Below are 19,471 nucleotides of genomic sequence, written 5' to 3'. Positions count from 1 at the left end.
GAATGGGCGTGCGCTGATCAACTGGCGATGTCGTTCGTGGCGCGCCTGCCCGCCGGCAACGCCGTTGCCTCTATGTGTTCAGCGCCTCTCCCTTAAGCACCTCTCCCTTAAGCACCTCTCCCTTAAGCACCTCTCCCTTAAGCACCTCGTAACGGTGCCAGGAGACATGGCCGATAGGCGGGAACGCGGTGCCCGTACGCGGCCTCAATATCCGGCCGTGCAGGTCGGTAAACGCTGCGCCCGACGTTCGTTCTCGCGTTGAAGGCGGCCGACACGTTGATGCGCAGGCCTGCATCAAGGCCCAGCGCGCCGACGTCGAAGAGCTTGCGGTGCAATACGTACAACGCAAGTCCATTGTCGAGGTTATCCGGGCCATTGACGGCCCACCGGCGCACGTGTGCCGTCTCTACGCCACGGTGGCGTGGCAAGCTGACCGTCGTAGCCGCAGAACGCGCACTGCCGGTCCCACGCCGGCCCGCCAGGCTGCGTCCCGATGGCGAGTGGAGCTCGGTGTGACGCCGGTCGCCTGGAGGATGTCGTCGGGTCCAGGCTTGCCGCGGTAAGGACGTCTGGCGTGGGTGGTGGGCGGGAAGTGTTGTTCCACCAGGGCGTGAGCGACCCGCCGCACCCGGGATCCCGGCGTAGGACAGATGCGGTGCAGCATCAAGACGCCCCACCACGTTATTGGTGCAGGCGCAACGAGGTCAGACGCTCCAGCACTTCCTGCCCGGTGCTCATGCGGCAATGGCCCGGGCGGCGGCGTACATGTCGGCGGGAAGCGGGTGGTGCAGCCGCCAGAGGATGCGCATCGGCCGGTCGCCGCTGTGCTCCTGGTACGTCATCGGCCCGGCGTACAGGTACGGCGGCGCGCCCAGGTCGCGGTCGGCGAGCTTGGTCTCACGGACGAACAGGTGCACGGTCGACCCGCGCTCGGCGTGGTGGATGTAGCGCTGCCCGGTCGCCGACGCCGACGACGTGGTGCTCTGCGACTCCCATTGGAAAAGGCGGTCGGTGATAGCCCGATCGGCGTACATCGTTGTGGGGGAGTAATGCTCTTCGGCCTTGACCAGGGTGACGAAGAAGAGGTCGGCTTGCTCGTCCGGCAGCCACTTCACCCCCTCGCGCAACGACCCTGGGTTCGCCATCCCGAAGGCCGCGCACGCCTCGTTGCGGCTGTAGCGTGCGTGCACCCGCAGCGGCACCCGCGCCGACTCCGGCTCCACCGTGACCCGGTGGATGCGGTCTCGCAGCACCTCGGCGACCTGGCGCAGCTCCGTGCAGCGCGCTGGCTCCGCCCAGAGCCGCTTCAGCCGGGCATCGCGCTCGGTCAGCGGCACCGACGGCCCCCAGAGGCTGAAGTGCAGCATGTCCAGCAGCCGTCCGCCGCCGGGGTGTTCGCCGCTTGCCACCTTGGCCAGCAGGTTCAGCCGATCGACGTCGTCGGTGTGCAGCATCCGGCCGATGGCTCGGCCAAGCTCGCGGTCGTCCGGCCCGCCGGTCGAGGTGTCGATGCCCGCCAGGCACCGCAGCCCGGCCCACCCGCCAATGCTTGCCGATCGGTAGACGTCCTCGATCTCCAGGCCGGTCTCCCGCAGGAAGTCGGCCAGGCTCACGTCACCGAGCTGGCGCAGCTCGCCGACCAGTCCGTTGCGCGACGTCGGCAGCGCCGACTTGAGGTTGGCGAGCACGATCTCCTTCGCCACCCGGTCCAGCTGGACATGGCAGCCACTCGGCAACGACGGGAAGTCATCCCGGACGGCCGCCTCGACGGCCCGTCGGTTGACCCCGGTCAGCGCCCGCCACCGCAGGTCGAAGCGGAAGTTGGCGTTTTGCCCGCCGATGAAGTCGAGCACGGTCAGGCAGGGCTTGTCGTCGTCGAGCCGTAGCCCACGGCCGAGCTGCTGCAGGAAGATGGTGGCGCTCTCGGTGGGCCGCAGCATCAGGATCGTGTCGACCATCGGCAGGTCGACACCCTCGTTGAACAGGTCGACGGTGAACAGCACACGGAGTTCGCTGGCCTTGAACTCCCGCAGCAGGCCGTCGCGGGTCCGTCCCGCGCGGTCCGCCCGCGAGGTCACCGCGGCCGACGGTACGCCGTGCCGGTTGAACCAGTCCGCCATGAACTCGGCATGCCCGATGCTCACGCAGAACCCGAGCGCCCGCATCCGACCCACATCGACCGTGTCCTGTACCGCTTTCAGCACCATCCGTGCCCGCGCGTGGTTGCCGGTGTAGAGGCCGTCCAGCTCCGCCGGGTCGTACCCTTGCCCGCGCTTCCACCGCAGGTGCGACAGATCCACGTCGTCGTGCACACCGAAGTACTGGAACGGCGCCAGCAACTGCCGCTCCAAGGCATCCCACAGGTGCAGTTCCACCGCCGCGTGGCCGTCGAACCACCGGCGCACATCACCGCCGTCAGCCCGATCGGGAGTCGCCGTCAGCCCCAGCAGTACGCGCGGCCGCAGCCGCTCCAGCAACCGGGCGTACGTCGGCGCCTCCGCGTGGTGGAACTCGTCAACGATCACCATGTCGTACGCGTCGGGGTTGATCTCCCGGCGGTGCAGTGACTGGATCGAGGCGAAGACGTGGGTCCAGTGGGTCGGCTCCTTGCCCCCGACCAGCATCTCGCCGAAGCTGCCATCATTCATGACCTGGCGGAAGGTTGACATGCTCTGCTTGAGGATCTGCTGCTGGTGCGCGACGAAGAGCAGCGAGTCGACTTGGCCTGACCGATGTAGCCGCCGGTAGTCCAGCGCTGCCACCACCGTCTTGCCGGTGCCCGTGGCCATCACCACTAGGTTGCGGTGACGGCCGTGCACCTGCCGCTCCGCATCCAGGTCAGCCAGGATCTCCGCCTGATACGGGTACGGCCGCACATCCAGGTTCGCGATCTGCGTCGGTGCATCGTCAGCGCGCTCACCGCTGAGCGCCTGTCGGAGCCGCTCCGCGTCCTTGGCGGCGTCGTAGTCCTCAAACGCCGGGTCGTTCCAGTAGTCCTCGAACGTCGCGGTGAAGGTGTCGATGACGTGCGGCTGCTCGATGTTGGAGATCCGGACGTTCCACTCCACCCCGTCCACCAGCGCCGACTTCGAGAGGTTCGACGAGCCGACGTACGCAGTGGTGGTCCCGTTGCCTCGGCGGAACAGCCACGCCTTGGCGTGCAGCCGGGTCGTCCGGGTCTCGTAGGAGACCTTGATGTCGGCGCCCAACTCGGCGAGCCGATCAATGGCTCGTTGGTCAGTCGCGCCCATGTACGTGGTGGTGATGACACGGAGTCGGCCGCCGCGCCGGATCACGTCGCGGATGGCGGGCTCCACGATGCGCAGGCCGTGCCACTTGATGAACGCGCAGAGCAGGTCGACGTGCTCGGCGGAGGCCATCTCGTGCGTGACCTCGTGGCCAATCCGCGGCTGGTGCTTGCCGTTCACTAGAAGCGCGCCGATGGAGAGCGGAGTGGTCGGGCGCTGCGGGAAGGACGGTTGCGCCGGTGGGGTGGGTGGGGCGGCGATGGCGTGCAGGAGGTTCTTCGCGTCGGCGACCTGGTCCTTCGTGCTGACGGCACGTGGTTCAACCGCCGCGATCGCCTCGGCGATGCGGTTAGCCGCCTGGACCTGGCGTGCCAGCTTGTCCTCACCGCCGGGGAGGGCGAGCAGCACGCGGTGGGCGAGGGCTGCGATGTGTCTGCTGAGGACGTGGTGAGCGTCGGCGGGGTCGAGCTTGTCGTGCTGGACCAGAGCGGAATCAACGTGCTGAAGATGCTCAGCGAGCTGCTGAGTGATGAGATGCTGATAGACGCCCGGCTCAAGATCAGTCACGCGGGGAAGCTAACCATCTGGCGTGCCATTGCGCTGCCCCTGCGGTTGTAAGGCAGTTGCCCGTCGAGCCAGGAGCTTGCAGGCATCCCTCATCACGATGACATCATTCTTCCTCAGCGATGCGGGCTAGAGTTCCCAGGTCTTCGATATGCATCCGCGCCGCCGGATGCCAAAGTAGCAGGATCCGTTGCCGCGTCCGTTCAGGTAACGCGACGTCGTTGGCCGCCTCAAGAGCCCGTCGCCGGAGCACACTGCTGTCTGTGTCGCCGAAGACGAGCAAGGCGCCGCGTTTGTACCCGCGTCGCGCCTCGAGGAACGCGCCCAGGGTCTTTAGGTCCTTGCGCAATGGCTCAGATCCCAGATGGTCCGCAGCCTTCACCTCGAGTACGACGGCGTTGTGAGTCCAGCGGCCAGGGATATGCCAAACCATGTCCGGCTTATGCCGCCCCCCGTCGATTACCGTGTTCAAGCCCGCCTTGTCTATCTCTCCCGACAGCACGTAGTCGGGGGCGCCAGCAGCGGCAGGGCCTGTCGTTGCTTCGTTCAGCGAGCGGATCTGGTGGTAGAGCTCGTAGCAATACACGCGTTCGCGGTAGGTGGTTACTGCTTCACTGATGCCACTCCGCGCGACCGGGAGCAGGAACCAACGGCTGTCTACTAATGCGGCTGCCTTGCTGAGAAGGGTGACAAACGAGATGGCGGCTTGCTCCGGATCGGGAGGGTTCATGTGCTGATCCTTCCCCCACTTCAGATGCTTCAGCGTGTGCGGCACCTCAGCCAAGGTATGCCGTAAGCAGTGCATCATCGTGGACGATCTCGTAGTCCATCTTGCGTAGACGGGCCTCAATTGCCGGCTGGTCTTCTACTGACAACCAGGGTGCGGGCTCGTAGTCGATGCCGAACCCATCATCCAAGCGGCCGTACTCCTCAAGCAAGTCTTGCGGCGCCAGCTCGGCCGTTCGAAGACGCACGACGGGCTGCCACGTGCATTCTCCTAGCCAATCCTCAACGTCAAAGGGTGTGTCGTCTGGCAACGAGTCCAGTTCGGCATGCTCGTCCCAGCGGTCGGGGTCGTACCACTCGCGCACGATTGCGAGCGCCGGAGCTGACTGGCGAATCTCGCCCAGAGTTTGAGCGGCGCCGATGGTCCCGATCGCCTCAACGTCTTGCACTGCCTGGGCCAACGGCACCACGGCCAGGCGTTCGGACCACGGGTCCTGTCCTACCAACCACTGCATGTCTGAGTAATTCCCTATGAGTCAGCGTCCCCATCAGGAGGCTGGAGATTCAGCATCGGCTCTTGATTGCAGCACATGTCCGGCGGCGAGGTCCATGATGACTACTGCGACCGGTCTCGCGGCCGTTGGAGCTCCCCCAGGGTTGGCCTCAGCTCGTAGCAGCGGTGATGCCTCCGGCGAGAGTGATTGTCCGAGGTCGGAGGTTATGCCCGTCCCCTTACCACCTCGTCGCGTCGCTCCTAAGCGCTAGCGAGGTGTCCCACTTTGGCGGACGTCCTGGATCGCGAGCCGAATGGCGGCGTTGATGCGCTGACCCCGCCGGCGGAAGCCCAGCTCCTGCATCGCCTCCGTGATGATCTGCTCTTCGGTACGTAGACAGCCGTCGCTATTGATCCACGCCACCAAGGCGGCGAGCTGCCTCCGGCTGTACTCGGTGATGGGGGCGCCCGGGTAGAGCTGGGGCTTCGGCATGCTGCGGATTGGTTCGGTGGACGACGGCGGGACACTCTCCGGCCGCGGCCGCACCACCGGCCGCTTCACCGCCGCCGGTCGGCTCGCCTCGGCGACGGCTGCGTCATAGGCCGCCTTTACCCGCGCGACCTCCTGGTCCTGGTTGCGGAACCAGGCTGTGGACCAGATGCGGTGGAAGCGCCAGCCGAGCCGCTCGAGGTGCTCCTGTCGCAGCCGGTCACGGTCCCGGGCGGTCGCCGATGAGTGATAGGTGGCACCGTCCGCCTCGATCGCCAGCACCATTTCGCCCGGCCGATCGGGATGCTGGGCGGCGAAGTCGATCCGGTAGCCACTGGCGCCGTACTGAGCGACGAGTGGAATCCCGGCCGCCGTCAGCCGGTCCCGCACGTCCGCCTCCAACGGGTTGAGTGTGGGCGCGGTGTCGACGGTGGAGAGCCGCTCGCCCTGGCTCTCGGCGTACTCCAGGTAGCTGCGCAGCAGCTTGGCGCCATGGGCGTTGAGCTTGTTCGGGTCCAGGTCCCGGGCGCTGAACGAGCTGACCACCGTGGCGCGCTGCCGTGCCCGAGTCACCGCGACATTGAGGCGCCGGTGGCCGCCGTTGTTGTTGATCGGCCCGAACCGGTAGAGCATCCGGCCGTCTGGCCCCTTGCCGTAGCCGACGGACAGAATGATCGCGTCCCGCTCGTCGCCCTGCACCCGCTCGATGCTCTTGACGAAGAAGGGCTCCTCGCCCCGCTCCTGAAAGAACTCGTCGAAGCCGCCGCGGTCGATCAACGCACGACGAAGGGCCGCTTCGATCCGCTCGGCGTGCTTGATGCCCATGGTGATGACGCCCAGCGATTCGTCTGGGCGCTTCTCCGCGTGCTCCAGGATCAGCTCGACCACACGGCCGACCTCGGCGCTCACCCGGTCGCCCGGCCCGTAGCCGACCGGGTTGTTGTCTACCAGCACGTGTGTCAGACAGCCCTCCGTGGCGGCGCCCGGGAAGGTGACCAGCTCGTTGCCGTTCGGCGCGTAGATGTGCAGGTTGGAGAAGGCGATCAGTCGCTCGTCCCGGCTGCGGTAGTGCCAGGCGAGGTGCTTGTTCTGCGACAGCGGGAGCGCGGTGGCGAAGGCCTGGAGCAGCGACTCCACGTCGTCGGTGAGCGCCGTCTCGCCATCTTCGTCAGCGGCGGAGTCGTCGTCGCCGCTGTCGAAGAACCGGGTCGGTGGCAGCTGGTGCTCGTCGCCGGCGACCACGATCTGCCGGCCGCGCATGATCGAGGTGATGCCGTCGACGGGCTCGACCTGGCTCGCCTCGTCGAAGATTACGACGTCGAAGAGGCGCTGCGCCGGCAGTACCTGGCTCACCAGCAGCGGGCTCATCGCCCAGCAGGGCTTGACGGCGAGCAATACCTCCGGTGCAGCCCGGAACAGCTCTCGGACGGGCAGGTGCCGGGCCTTCTTGACAGCCTCCTTGCGGACGAGCTGTTGCTGCTCCGGGTTGGCGTCGAGCGTGGCGACCAGGTGCGCCGCCGCCGCGCGCCGGATCCGACCAGGGGTGGCCTCGATGTGCTGGTGATCCGCCCGTTGGAAGTCGGTGACTGCCGCTGTGAGCAGCTCGGCGTTCAGGCCCGCGTAGCGGGCGTCAGCGAGGGCGATGTGATCGAGGATGGAGTGCAGCCAGGCGTACTCCAGCAGGTGCTCGGCCTCGGTAGCCCCGGCCCGGCGCTCCGCCAGCTCGGCTAGTAGCGCGTGCAGGTTCCACCCGAGCAACGCCGCCCGCAGCTCGTTGTGCCGGGCCACCCGCTGCAACCCCAACTGGTCGCTGGCCAGGGCGGAGAGCTGTTGCTGAAGCCGTTCCGGAGCATCGGTGAACGTGGCGGGCAGAACCGCTTCCAGCACAGCCAGCGACCGATCCAGGTGATCCGCATTGGCGAGCGCCGTGGGCAGGCAGTCGGCCCCACGCGGCTGGCTGTCTTCCTGGCAGCACCGCTGCCAGCGGCTCCGCTGATCGGCCACGGCGAGCAGCCCGGCGTGCAGATCCTTACGGGCCGGCTTCTCTGGACCCACCCAGAAGGCGCGAACCTCCTTCACCGCCGCCCGCCGCTCCAGCCAACCGAGCGACACCGTGGCCGACTTCCGGCCGCGCCGGTCGGCGGTGGCGGCGATCCAGCGGTCGAGTTCCCCGGCGAACACCTCCGGCGCGAAGCGGTCCAGCGACCCGGTGACGTCATGGACGAGGGCGAGCAGGTCGCGCCAGGCAGTCCGAGTCTGCGGCGGTCGCAGCCCGCATTCACTGGTCAGCGTGCGCAGCAACTGCTGAGATTCGGGAAGGATCTCGTACGCCGCCTGCCCGGCCGCCGCCATGACCTGCGGGACCGCCGCTGTCGCCTCGACGGTCGCGGCCTGCCATGGGCTGGACGGCATGGAGCCGTCGAATACGCCGAGCCGCGCCAACTCGCCCACGGCTCGCCACAGCTGCTCGGCCACGGCCGGGTCCAGCCGCTGGAGCATCGGCGCCCGCCAACGGAACGCTGTGCGGGCGCCAGCTCCGAGCGCGATCAGCCGCTCCTGGATTTCGTACGCTGACATGTCCCACGGCGCGTGCCGCCGGTGCAGCATGTTGTCGTGGGCGACGAGCTGCTCCCGGCGGGCGAGCAGTTGCCGGCCGAGGTCCTGCAGCTGCGGCTGCCGCTCCTGTGCGATGCGCTGCAGTCGGCCGCCCAGTGCCTGAGCCAGCTCGCGTCGGCTGGTTCCACCGCCGTGCAGATTGATGACAAGGTCGTCCAGGTCGACCGACGTGAGGCGGTTGAGCACCGCGTCGATGGCGGCCCGCTTCTCGGCGACGAAGAGCGTGGTACGGCCGCGCGCGGCGAGCGCGGCGATGATGTTCGCGATCGTCTGGCTCTTGCCGGTGCCGGGCGGACCCTTGATGACGAGATGCTGGCCGGCGACCACCGCGTTGATTGCGTAGCTCTGCGACGAGTCGGCATCCAGCACCAGGAATTCGTCGCCGAGCGGGACGGTGTCTGGTGTTGAGGGAGTGACCGAGACCGGCGAGGCCAACGAAGTGCCGGCCGCGACGTCGCCAGCAAGCGCGGCGATGACGTCGCTGGCGGCCAGCAGCTCGCCGTTCTTCTCGATGTCCTGCACCATCGGCAGCTTCTCGTAGAGGAACGTGCCGATGACCTGCGTCGATGCGGCGACGAACTCCGGCACCCGCGATGCCGCGCGGTTGAGTCGGTTGAGCAGCGCGTCTGGCGCGAAACCGGCCTCGGGCAGTTCGGCCAGCAGCTCGTCCTCGGTGATGGTCAGACCGTAGTCGCGGGCCAGCTTGAACAGCAGCACCGGGTTGACGATGGGTGAGGCTTCGACCCGTAGCCGGAAGTCAGTTTCGGTAGCGCTCGTCGCGTCGATCTGCAGCGGGTGCATGATCACAGGCGCGCGGGGCGTGCGGTCCGGCTCGCGCCAGGTGGCCATGCCGGTGACTACGTAGCCGGCGTCGAGACCGCGCTCCTCGGACAGCTCCCGCATCTTGGCCCGGATGTTCCGAAGGCGGCGCTGCGCGTCCGCACGTGACTCTGGGAACGGGAAGAGCTGGCCGAGGGTCTGCGGCTTGCCGGAGAGCAGCCGGATGACCGCCGTCGGGTCGGCCGCGGCCAGGGCGAGGGTCCCTGCCTTGAGATCCCGGTAGTACAGCAGCCTGTTGTTGCCGGAGGTGTCGATGAGCGACTTGGCCCAGCGGTCCGCGGCCGCTGCCACACGCCGCAGGCGCTCTACGTCAAGCATCGTCCTCGACCCCCCGTTGCCGCACGACCTGCTCGGCAGCGAGGTCGCTGATGATTGTCGCCACCATCTCCCGCAGTCGGCCCAGTTCCCCTGCGGTGAGACCGAGCTCGTAGCAGTGGTGGTGGCCGGCGCGGGACAGCGCCGACCACGTGTATCCGGCCCGGGCGGCGATGCGCCGGCCAGCGTAGCGGTCGAGGATCAGGAATTGCGGCGAGCGGGCGCGCATCGGCAACACCTCGGGGTGGCAGCGCCGCCAGTAGTCGTCCATGGCGGCCTCGAGCGCGAGCCGGAGCAACCAGGCACAGGCGCGCGGCCAGGCGCCACGGGTGCCCCGTACGACGCTGGACAGCAGTTGATCGGCGGCGTCCAGGCAACTCTGGGGCATGGTTCCCAGCGGGCCGGCGGTCATCGCAGGTGCTCCGCGAGCCGGCGCGCGTCTCGGACCAGCACCTCGAGGTCGAACGTGCCCGGTCCATGTATGCCCTGCTTGCAGGCCTGGAACGCGTCACCGGCCCACCTGCCGAACTGGTTGATCCTCGGGAGCACCTTGCCGCCCTGGTGCAGGTCGCCGAAGAGCGCCAGTGCGGTCACCTGGTTGAGCGTCAGCGCCTTTTCGATGAGTTCTTCCACCTCACCATGCCGCTCACCGCGCGCGATCCGCTCCCGCCGGATCCGCTCATGACAGGCGGCCTCAAGGGCCGAACGGCAGAAGCCGGACACCAGGGGATAGCGGGAATTGTCGGCGAGCTCCTCCGCCTTCAGGATCGAGGTGGCGTCGTTGAGGTACCGCTCGACCGGGTCGCTGTTCTTCCGGATTTCCACCACCGATTCATCGCGTCGGGTCACTGCCCAGATGGTGGCCTCGATGCGCAGCCGGCGTACCGCCTCGGGCAGCCGGTTGTCGTGGGTGAAGACCACGACCTGTCGGGTATCGGCCAGGCTGGCGAGCACCTGGGCCAGGCCATCGACCTTCGATGGGTCCATGCTCTGCACCGGGTCGTCGATGATGAGGAACCGGAACGGGCTGTCATCGGCGCAGGCTCGGGGCAGGAACACCGACAAACCGAGGGCCTGGAGCTCACCCTGGCTCATGACCGCCATCGCGGAGGTGGTGGTGCCGTCGACCCTGGCGGGGAAGGAGATCTTGCGGCGGGTGTTGGCGCCGTCGAGCCGCATTCCGCTCAGCTCGACGTTGCTCTCCTGACGGAGTTCGTCCCAGATCTCCTGCGAGCGCTGGGCGAAGGGTTCGAACCGCTGGTCTCGCAGCTTGGTGATTGCGGTCTTCAGCCAGTCTCGGGCGGCGTTGACCCGCTTGAGCTTCGCGTCGTTCTGCACACCGACCCGCGCCCGATTCAGCCAGTCCTGCAGCGAGACGGCATGCTCACGCCAGGCGTCGTGGCGCTGCCGCAGCCAGGCGCTCGTCTCGTCCTGCAGCTCGGTGAACGCCTCGAGCAGCGGCGGATAGGCGATCCGGAGGTGCGCGGCGAGTTGGTCGGGGGAGAGCTGGGGTGCGGCGGAGCGCAGCTCGTCGGATTTCGCGCGGAACCGCTTCACCACCTCAGGCTGGTCGAGTGAGCTGGCCAACGCCTCGAGGTCGTCGCTGCTGATGTGCCGGTCCAGGTCGAGCAGCCGCGCGGCCCGGGCCTGCGCCTCCTGGAGCCGCCGGTGCCCCTCCTCGACAGCGACGGTTTCGCGCTGGATCCGATGGATAGTGTCGCCCGCACGGGTGCGCCAGGCGGCGTCGAGGGTGCCGGTGCCACAAACGGGACACGGGCGATCGCCGTGTTCGTCGTGAAAGGTGACCGCCATCCGGAGCAACTGGGCTGCCTGCTCGGCCGTGCCAGCGTGGGTAGCGGAGAGCTCAGCGACGTGCGCCGCCGCAGCGGTGAGTTCATCGGCCACCTCGGTGGCATATGCCGCGTCTGGCAGCGCTACGGCGACCAGGCGGCGGGCCGCGACGGCGACCGGGTCGTTGGTGTCGCTACCGGCGTCGGCGAGCAGCTGGTCGAGTGCCTCGAGGTCGGGAGCCCGCTTCGCGAGGAGCGCGACCGCGGTCTGCGCACGCTGGTCGTCGACGCCGGCGAGCGCGGCACGCAGCGCCTCGCGCGCGGTCTTGACGGCCGAGACCTGGTCACTCAGATCCTTGCGCATTCGCATCAGCCGCTTGTCGGCCTCAACGATCGGGTCCATGCCGAGGATCGGGGCAATGGCGTCGAAGAGCCCGCTGGGCGTGGAGGTGACGAGCCGAGCGAGGTCGCTCGCGGTGAGGAACGGACGGTAGGCCTCGAGCGGCTCCTGCCACCCCAGTTCCGTGGTGTCCGCGTATCGGTTCCCGTCATCCGCCAGGACGTGGCCGACCCCCTGGTGCGCCTCGGTGTGGTCATCGCGCCAGGAACGGCGTACTCGAATGGGTTTCGCGGCTCCCTCGGCCCGGAGCAGCACCTCGATTTCACACGGCGAGCCGCAGTGCAGGTTGCGCCAGCCGTCTTTGAACACGCTGTTGCGGTCGGCCCAGCGCGCGCTGTCGCCGGTCAGGGCCAGCTCCACGGCCTCCGCATAGCTCGACTTGCCGGAGCCGTTCCGGCCCACCACGAGGGTGAGGCCGGCGTGCGGCTGCAACCGCAGGCTCTGCTGTGGACCGACGCCCCGGAAGCCGGCGACGGTGATGGACTCCAAGTAGAGCGGCTGTGGACGTGGTCGAGTGGATGGGTCCCGCTCCGGCAGGTCGACCGGCTCTCCGGCGAGGACGGCGACGAGCTGGTCGTCCCCGACATATGCGGCGAGCACAAGATCTACGACCTCGTCGGCGACGTTGTCCTCGGCCAACCGGTCAAAAACCTGGTCAAGTAGGGACTGGTCCGGGGCCATACGGGTCTCCCTTCCAGGCACGACGCTAAGTATTGTTGCCTCAACAAACAACCCGCTTGCGGGGGATTGCTGGGAAACACTGGAACTTGTACCATGCCTCTCGTGGCCGAGTCCATAGAGAACCTCGAGCGCCGGATCGAAGACCTGCGAGCAGCAGTCCGTCGGGCGGTGATCGCCCGCGACCCCGCCCGAGCCCGAGCGATGCGGGCTGAGCTGCGCAGCGCCGAACGGAATTGGGAGCAGGCCCTCACGGACCTCGCCGACGAGGCGGGGGGCGACACCGAGCCGACGAAGCCTGAAGCGCCGCTGGTGCCGGTACGCGAGCAGGTCCACCACGCGCTCACCCTGCTGTCGGTGCCGGCCGCGCCGAAGCTGATCGCCGAGGTCCACACCGCGTTCTACGGCGCAGGTGCCACTGGGATCGCGGCGGGCAAGCTCACCCACCTGCGTCGGGACGAGGAGAGGTCCTTCCGCACGGCACGCCACTCCCGGCCGTACTACCTCTGCTCTGCGCTCACCGCCGAGCACCTGGCCCCGGCCCGGGGCCTGCTCGCGATCTCCACCTGGCCACTCGAGCGGCGCATCATCGGGCCGCTGAGCCTCCGTGTCGACTTTCTGACAGCCGCCATCAAGGTGGCGGAACGGGCAGCCAGGATGCTTGAGGAAGATTCCGGCGTTATCCGGCTGCTCTGGCGGTTCGCCACCACCATCCCGGGAGCGGCCCAACCGCACGGGGCGGTAGACGCGGCCACCGTTATCAAGGCCGCCCGGGCCGAACTCGACGTGCACGTGGTGGCCGACCAGTCGCAGCGGGAAGCGGCGGCCGACCGTGCCCGCCGGCAGATGGACGAGGCCGAGCAGCTCTTCGGCAGCAAGCTGCGGGTACTCAGGGGGACGGCATGACCAACGTTGGCCAGCGGCTGGCCGCGATTCGAGGTGGGGGCGTCGCGAGCCGGCACAACGCCCGGACCATCGCCGCCCTGACCACGAACCCGGGCTGCGCCCGTCGGGAGGTGCTCGACTGCGCCGGCGTGGACAAGCAGCGACTGGCCGCCTACATCGACTACCCGGCCCGCTTCGGTCAGTCGCAGTTCGCCATCACCCGCGGCAATACCTTCGAGGCGCAGGTCAAGGCCAACGGCTGCGCCGAGCTGCTGCGGCTGCTGCGGGAGCGGCTCGACCTCGAAATCCCCGAGGTCTCCTACGACGACCTGGAGTCGGTCGCCGGCCACAATAAGAGCCAGGACCTCCGGTACGCCCGGTCGCGTGCCCTGCTCACTCGGGCCGCCGCCCAGGCCGAGGGTGCCGGCACGCTCTTCGACCACCCGCTGCTGCGGCTCGAGGTCGCCGGCCAGCAGGCCTACCTGGAACCGGACCTGATCGCGTTCCAGCACGACGGGCAGTTCCACGTGGTGGAGATCAAGTCGTTCGCGGTCATCGACGGGCAGGCCGACTCGGGCAAGGTGGCGGCCGCGGCGATCCAGGCGGCTGTCTACGTGCTGGCCATGCGCGAGCTGCTCGGTGAGGCTGGGCACGACCCGGAGATTGTTTCGCACGACGTCGTGCTGGTCTGCCCCCGCGACTTCTCCAACCAGCCGATGGCGGTGCGGATCGACGTCCGCAAGCAGCTCGCCGTGCTGCGGCGGCAGCTGTCCCGGATGACCCGGATCGACGCGCTGCTGGCCGACCTGCCGGCCACTCTCAGCTTCGACTTCGCGCCCGACGGCAACGGGGTGCCCACCCGCTCGCCGGCCGCGCTGGTCGCCGCCCTTGAGGCCGTCGAGGCCCGGTACGCGCCGGAGTGCCTGGCGAGCTGCGAGCTGGCGTACTTCTGCCGGCACGAGGCTCGCGGCTGCACGGCGGCGCTGGGCAAGTCCGCCCGAGAGGAGATGGGCGGCATCGAGAGGGTCGAAACGGCGCTGGCCATCGCACGCAACCAGCTCGCGCCGGCGGAGGACCAGCAGGAGGCGGCCCAACTGCTGCGCGCTGCTGCCCGGCTGCGGGCTGAGCTGATGAGCGGGGTGGCCGGATGAGCACCCTGACCACCTTGGCGCGGGCCGAGGCCGTGGTGGAGGGCATCGCCCAGCGGATCACTACCGTCCGTCACGTGCACATCGCCGACCGGCCCCTGGTCTTCATCCCCCTCAGCATGGCGGGGGAGGCCAACGCATCGCTCGCCGCGATGGTGGGTGACGACCCGGACGATCCGACGTTGCTGATCGTGCCGCAGCCCCGGAACCGCGACCAGCGGTTCACGTTCGCTGCCGAGCTGGCGGGCGTCGTCGTTCCCTACGTCGATAGCTTCCGCAGCGACGTCGAAGCGGTGCCCACGAACAAGCGCAAGGACATCCGCCACCGGTACGCCGACGCGCCACAGCTGCTCGTACCCAATCCCGGTGGAGTGGGCTTCATCCGGCTCTTCGGCCGATCCACCCGGTTCCGCCGCACCGACGGCGACTACCCGGTGGATCCGTCGGTGCCACTGCTCGGACGCTGGCTCACGTACTTCTTCGAGCGCGCCGAACACCCGGGCTCGTCGGCGCTGGTGGCGATGACGCAGGCGCTCTCGATGCACTGGGCCACCGGACAGAGCCCGCTCGAGGACGCGCAGCTGGCCGCCCTCCTGGCCTGGATCACACCCCCGTCGGACATGACCGGCGCCGAAGCGGCCGCCGCGGCCGAGGATCCCGTGACCTGGCCGCCGGCCGGTCCGGCCACCGACCCGACCTTCGACAACGAGGTGCTGGCCCCGGCCATGGCCGCGTACGACCGGGCGGTGGCCACCGACTCACAGGTGGCCCGGCGTCGTGACGAGCTGGAGGACATCCTGCGCTCGCAGCTCGAGCCGACCTGGGGGCTGATGTGGCAAGCCATCTCGCTGCTGCGGGACCTGCCCGCCGGAGCGCACGTGCCCAAACGCTGGGCTGAGGACCGGAGCGCCTTCACCAGCTTCACTGAGCATCTCGACGAGGGCGGGTTCCCACAGCCTCGCCGCGACGGAGCCGTCGTCGCGGCCAGGAAGCTGCACCGCATGGAGCGGGCCCTGACCTCGTACGACGTGCAGCGGGCCTACGACGACCCGATGGTGATGGCCGACTACCGGCTCACCGGCGAGGCGTTCGTGGGCGACGTGACGGCCGCCCACCCGACGCGGGTGGATACCAGCGGGAAGAAGCCGGTCCTTCGCCCCTGGGTCGCGCTGACCACCGCCGACACGGTGCTGGTCACGCCGGGCACGACGCTGTATTCACCCGAGCAGCCCAACGGGCAGAAGGCGCGGGTGATGTCGGTGGCGCGGAAGGACGACGGCACGACCGCGGTCGTGCTGGAGCTGACCGGCGGCATGGGTCGCTCGCTCACCCCGGCCCCCGGCAGCGTGCCGGAGGTGGGGAAGCGAATCTGCTACACCACGCTGAGTGACTCCTTCATGCCGCCGGGCGCCTTCCCGTCCCGGGAAGAGACGCCGTGGACCCACGGCGGCCCACCGGCACCATACGAGGACAGCGCACCAACCGCCGAAGACGCCCGCGAAGAGTGGTCGTGACGTTTCGGCCCGCAGCATCGCTAGTCAACGACCAACCATTCAGATCCGTGGGGGAGCTGAGTTGAGCAAGTTGGGCACCATCCTCGACCAGATTGACTCGGGCACTGTGCTGTTGCCCGAGTTCCAGCGCGGCTACGTGTGGAACCGGGATCAGGTACGCGGCCTGATGCGCTCGCTCTACCTCGGCTTCCCCGTCGGCGGGCTGCTGGTGTGGGAGACGGAAGCCGACCATGGCTCGGTCCGAGGCAGCGACCACGTCGGCGGTGGCGTGAAGCTGCTGCTCCTCGACGGGCAGCAGCGGATCACCTCCCTCTACGGGGTGGTCCGCGGCAAGCCGCCGGCCTTCTTCGAGGGCGATCCGTCTGCGTTCACCGGCCTGCGGTTCAACGTCGAGGAGGAGACCTTCGAGTTCTACGCGCCGGCGAAGATGAGGGACGACCCCACCTGGGTCGACGTCACCGCGCTCTTCGTCGAGGGCCTGGAAGCGCAGATCGGGAAGCTGAACGAGCACCCTTCCATTGCGCCGCGAATCGTGGCGTACATGACCCGGCTCAGCCGGCTGCGCAATCTCCTCGAGCGCGAGTTCCACCAGGAGAAGATCACCGGTGCGGACAAGGGCGTCGAGGTGGTCGTCGACATCTTCAACCGGGTCAACTCGGGCGGCACCAAGCTCTCCAAGGGTGACCTGGCGCTGGCGAAGATCTGCGCCGACTGGCCCGAGGCCCGCTCGACGATGCGCAAGCACCTGGGCACCTGGTCGACCGCCGGGTTCGAGTTCAACCTCGACTGGCTGCTGCGCAACGTCAACGCGGTAGCGACGGGCCGGGCCCAGTTCGAGTTCCTGGAGGGGGTCGGCTCGACCGACTTCGCGCAGGCTCTGAACTCGAGTGAGCGTTACATCAGCGGCTTCCTCGACGTGGTCTCCGGACGGCTCGGTCTGGACCACGACCGAGTGCTGATGGGTCGCTACGCCTTCCCGGTGGTCTCCCGCTTCCTGCACCTCAACGGCGGCTCGTTCACCGATGCCACCGAGCAGGATCGGATGCTCTTCTGGTACATCCACGCCGCGCTGTGGGGACGTTTCGCGGGCTCGACGGAGACCATCCTGACGCAGGACTACGAGACGGTCGCCCGCAGCGGCATCGACGGACTGATCGCCAGCCTCAGCCGCTGGCGCGGCGGCAACCTGACGATCGATGGCCAGGACTTCGAGGGCTTCGGCCGCGGCTCCCGCTTCTACCCCCTGCTCTATCTGCTCACCCGCGTGCTCGGCGCGCGTGACTTCGGCTCGGGCCTGGAACTCAAGAGCCAGATGCTGGGTTACCTCACATCCCTCCAGGTGCACCACATCTTCCCCAAGGCGCTGCTCTACAAGCACGGCTACGGCCGGTCCGAGGTCAACGCCGTCGCCAACTTCTCCTTCCTGACCCAGCAGACCAACCTCGCGATCGGCAAGCGGCCGCCGGAGGACTACTTCGCCGAGACCGAGCAGAAGCACCCGGGTGCGCTCGAATCCCAGTGGATCCCGACGGACCCGCAGCTCTGGCGGCCCGACCGCTACCTGGACTTCCTCGCCGCCCGCCGGGAGCTGCTGGCCAACGCCGCCAACGGATTCCTCGCCGGCCTGCGGGACGGCACGAAGCCGGCGGCCGAGCCGCTGCGGCCGGTGGTCGTTGTCTCCGAGGAGGAGGCCGACGACGTCCGCGCCGGGCAGGTGAAGGCCCTCGTCGAGGAACTGGTCGCCGCGGGTTGCGCCGAGCCCGCCCTCGACAGCGAGATCGCCGATCCCGCCACCGGTCGGCTGCTGGGCGTGGCGGAGGCGTACTGGCCCGACGGCCTGCAGCCGGGGCTGGGCAACCCGGTCGTGCTGGAGCTGGACGCCAACCCCGAGCTGGCTCGGATGGAGGAACTCGGCTACGAGGTCTTCACCTCGGTCGACGCCCTGCGCGGTTACGTCGCCCGGCGCAACGAGCAGGCGGCGGGACTCGCCGACGCTGAGCCGCTCGTCGAGGAACCGGACGCCGACGCCGAGACGACCAACGGTTCGGAGGATGCGCCGGTCGTACCGGCTCAGGCCGGTGGCGATCAGGGGACGGTCGCGGACTTCGAGCGGGCGATGCGCGGGGTGTACGAGGCGGCGCGGCGCGAGGCCGGCTACAACGCCACCTACTTCCTCGGCATGATCGCCGAGCACGGGGGGCTCGCCACCGCCAAGAAGCTGCTCGCCAGCCCGGTCGTTTCCGACGGGTTCGCGGCGCTGTGGGAGCGCGGGCGACTCGACCTCACGGTGGAGGCCCTGGTGGTCAAGGACGAGTACGAGTCGATCTTCACGCCCCACGAGCTCGACATCGCCCGGCACCGCCTGCGGCAGTTCGACTTCGACACCACGGCACGACGGTGAGCACCATGACCACCCTGCTCCTGCCGGACGCGCCGGCGGTTCAGGCCGAGCGCGTCATCACCGAGGTGCTGACCGACCTGCGTTCCGGCCTGCACCGCGGCGTCGTGGTGGACTCGCCTCCCGGGGCCGGCAAGTCAACCCTCGTCGTCCGCGCCGCCGTCGAGCTGGCCCGTGCCGGCGAGCCGTTGATCGTGATCGCGCAAACCAACGAGCAGGTCGACGACCTGATCGACCGCCTGGCGCAGAAGGCGCCCGAGCTGCACATCGGGCGGCTCTCGGCGACCGACTACGCGGCGACTGACCGGATCAAGCAGTACCCCACCGTCCGGGTCGCCGCCAAGGTCGCGGACCTCGGTGGTCCGTCCGTCATCATCGGTACGGCCGCCAAGTGGGCCATGGTGTCCGAGGGCTGCTGGCCGTGGGCGATTGTCGACGAGGCGTACCAGATGCGGTCGGACGCCCTGCTGCGCGTGGCCGGCCGGTTCGAGCGGGCGCTGTTCGTCGGTGACCCGGGCCAGCTCGACCCGTTCTCCACCGTCGACACCGAGCGGTGGACCGGGCTGACCTGGGACCCGATGCAGTCCGCGGTGGCGGCGCTGCTGCGGCACAACCCCGACCTGCCGGTGCACCGGCTGCCGGTGTCGTGGCGACTGCCTCCCTCGGCGGCGCCGGTGGTGGCCCAGGCGTTCTACCCCTTCACCGGGTTCCAGGCCGGCACGACCGCTGGTGAGCGGTCGCTGTCGTTCACCACGGCTGGGTTTGGGCATGGGCCGGTCGATGCGGCCGTGGAGACGGCGGCGGCGACCGGGTGGGCGCTGTATGAGCTGCCGGCCCGGCACACGCTGCGGACCGACGCCGAGGCGGCGGCGGCGTGTGCGGCCCTGGCACGGCGGGTGCTGGAGCGGGGAGCGGTCGCGGTTTCGGAGCGCGAACCGAGCGGCGCGCCGGTCACCGCGGACCGGATCGCCGTCGGAGCCGCGCACCGCGACCAGGTGGCGGCCATCCGGGCGCAGCTCGGCGCGGCCGGAGCAGACATCACCGTCGACACCGCCAACCGGCTCCAGGGCCGGGAGTACGACGTGACGATCGTGCTGCACCCGCTGTCGGGGCGGCGGGACGCGACCGCCTTCCACCTGGAGTCGGGGCGCCTCTGCGTGCTGACATCCCGGCACCGACAGGCTTGCATCTTGGTGGCCCGGGCCGGTATCGCGGAGCTGCTGGACGCCCACCCCTCGGTCGAGCCGGTGCACCTCAACGTCCCGGTCAAGTTCCCCGACGGCTGGGAGGCGAACCAGTCGGTGTTGGCGCACTTGAAGGCATCGAAAGTAAGGGTCTTCACGACGGTGCCTTGAGTGGCGGTGGC

Annotated in this window: 11 protein-coding genes and 1 pseudogene; 5 read left to right on the top strand and 7 right to left on the bottom strand. The window is 68.9% G+C overall.

Features of this window, described 5'->3' with window-relative positions:
• Window positions 1–70: 70 nt before the first annotated feature.
• From ACFYPD_RS21335 to ACFYPD_RS21305, 7 genes and pseudogenes are all read right to left on the bottom strand, one after another.
• Window positions 71–628, bottom strand: a pseudogene (locus ACFYPD_RS21335) (HNH endonuclease); the annotation flags it as partial.
• Window positions 629–734: 106 nt separating this feature from the next.
• Window positions 735–3,815 (bottom strand): DUF3427 domain-containing protein, encoded by a 3,081-nt coding sequence (locus tag ACFYPD_RS21330; protein WP_387116090.1) that lies wholly within the window; start codon window positions 3,813–3,815, stop codon window positions 735–737.
• A gap of 103 nt (window positions 3,816–3,918) precedes the next feature.
• Window positions 3,919–4,587 carry a hypothetical protein gene (locus ACFYPD_RS21325; protein WP_387116088.1) on the bottom strand — a complete coding sequence of 223 codons (669 nt, stop codon included), beginning with the start codon at window positions 4,585–4,587 and terminating at the stop codon, window positions 3,919–3,921.
• A 1-nt stretch (window position 4,588) separates the two neighbouring features.
• The gene (locus ACFYPD_RS21320; protein ID WP_387116086.1) at window positions 4,589–5,053 is read right to left on the bottom strand and encodes a hypothetical protein; all 465 of its coding nucleotides are present in this window, start codon (window positions 5,051–5,053) and stop codon (window positions 4,589–4,591) included.
• 246 nt (window positions 5,054–5,299) lie between these two features.
• Complete coding sequence (locus ACFYPD_RS21315) at window positions 5,300–9,268, bottom strand: AAA domain-containing protein (protein WP_387116083.1); 3,969 nt, start codon at window positions 9,266–9,268, stop codon at window positions 5,300–5,302.
• 19 nt (window positions 9,269–9,287) lie between these two features.
• Complete coding sequence (locus ACFYPD_RS21310) at window positions 9,288–9,704, bottom strand: hypothetical protein (RefSeq protein WP_387116081.1); 417 nt, start codon at window positions 9,702–9,704, stop codon at window positions 9,288–9,290.
• Window positions 9,701–12,163 carry an AAA family ATPase gene (locus ACFYPD_RS21305; RefSeq protein WP_387116079.1) on the bottom strand — a complete coding sequence of 821 codons (2,463 nt, stop codon included), beginning with the start codon at window positions 12,161–12,163 and terminating at the stop codon, window positions 9,701–9,703. The genes ACFYPD_RS21310 and ACFYPD_RS21305 overlap by 4 nt, the downstream gene beginning before the upstream one ends.
• A gap of 93 nt (window positions 12,164–12,256) precedes the next feature.
• Between ACFYPD_RS21305 and ACFYPD_RS21300 the strand changes: the two genes are divergently transcribed.
• From ACFYPD_RS21300 to ACFYPD_RS21280, 5 genes are all read left to right on the top strand, one after another.
• The gene (locus tag ACFYPD_RS21300; RefSeq protein ID WP_387116077.1) at window positions 12,257–13,066 is read left to right on the top strand and encodes a hypothetical protein; all 810 of its coding nucleotides are present in this window, start codon (window positions 12,257–12,259) and stop codon (window positions 13,064–13,066) included.
• The gene (locus tag ACFYPD_RS21295) at window positions 13,063–14,196 is read left to right on the top strand and encodes a hypothetical protein (protein ID WP_387116075.1); all 1,134 of its coding nucleotides are present in this window, start codon (window positions 13,063–13,065) and stop codon (window positions 14,194–14,196) included. Before ACFYPD_RS21300 ends, ACFYPD_RS21295 begins: the two co-directional genes overlap by 4 nt.
• Window positions 14,193–15,707 (top strand): hypothetical protein, encoded by a 1,515-nt coding sequence (locus tag ACFYPD_RS21290; RefSeq protein WP_387116073.1) that lies wholly within the window; start codon window positions 14,193–14,195, stop codon window positions 15,705–15,707. The genes ACFYPD_RS21295 and ACFYPD_RS21290 overlap by 4 nt, the downstream gene beginning before the upstream one ends.
• A gap of 61 nt (window positions 15,708–15,768) precedes the next feature.
• The gene (locus ACFYPD_RS21285) at window positions 15,769–18,108 is read left to right on the top strand and encodes a DUF262 domain-containing protein (RefSeq protein ID WP_387116071.1); all 2,340 of its coding nucleotides are present in this window, start codon (window positions 15,769–15,771) and stop codon (window positions 18,106–18,108) included.
• Window positions 18,109–18,113: 5 nt separating this feature from the next.
• Entirely contained in the window at window positions 18,114–19,460 is a 1,347-nt protein-coding gene (locus tag ACFYPD_RS21280; RefSeq protein WP_387116069.1) for an AAA domain-containing protein, read from the top strand.
• Window positions 19,461–19,471 lie beyond the last annotated feature (11 nt).

It is taken from the genome of Micromonospora sp. NPDC005299 (assembly GCF_042872345.1).
Classification (GTDB): Bacteria; Actinomycetota; Actinomycetes; order Mycobacteriales; family Micromonosporaceae; genus Micromonospora.
This window is presented reverse-complemented; position numbering and strand designations above follow the sequence as displayed.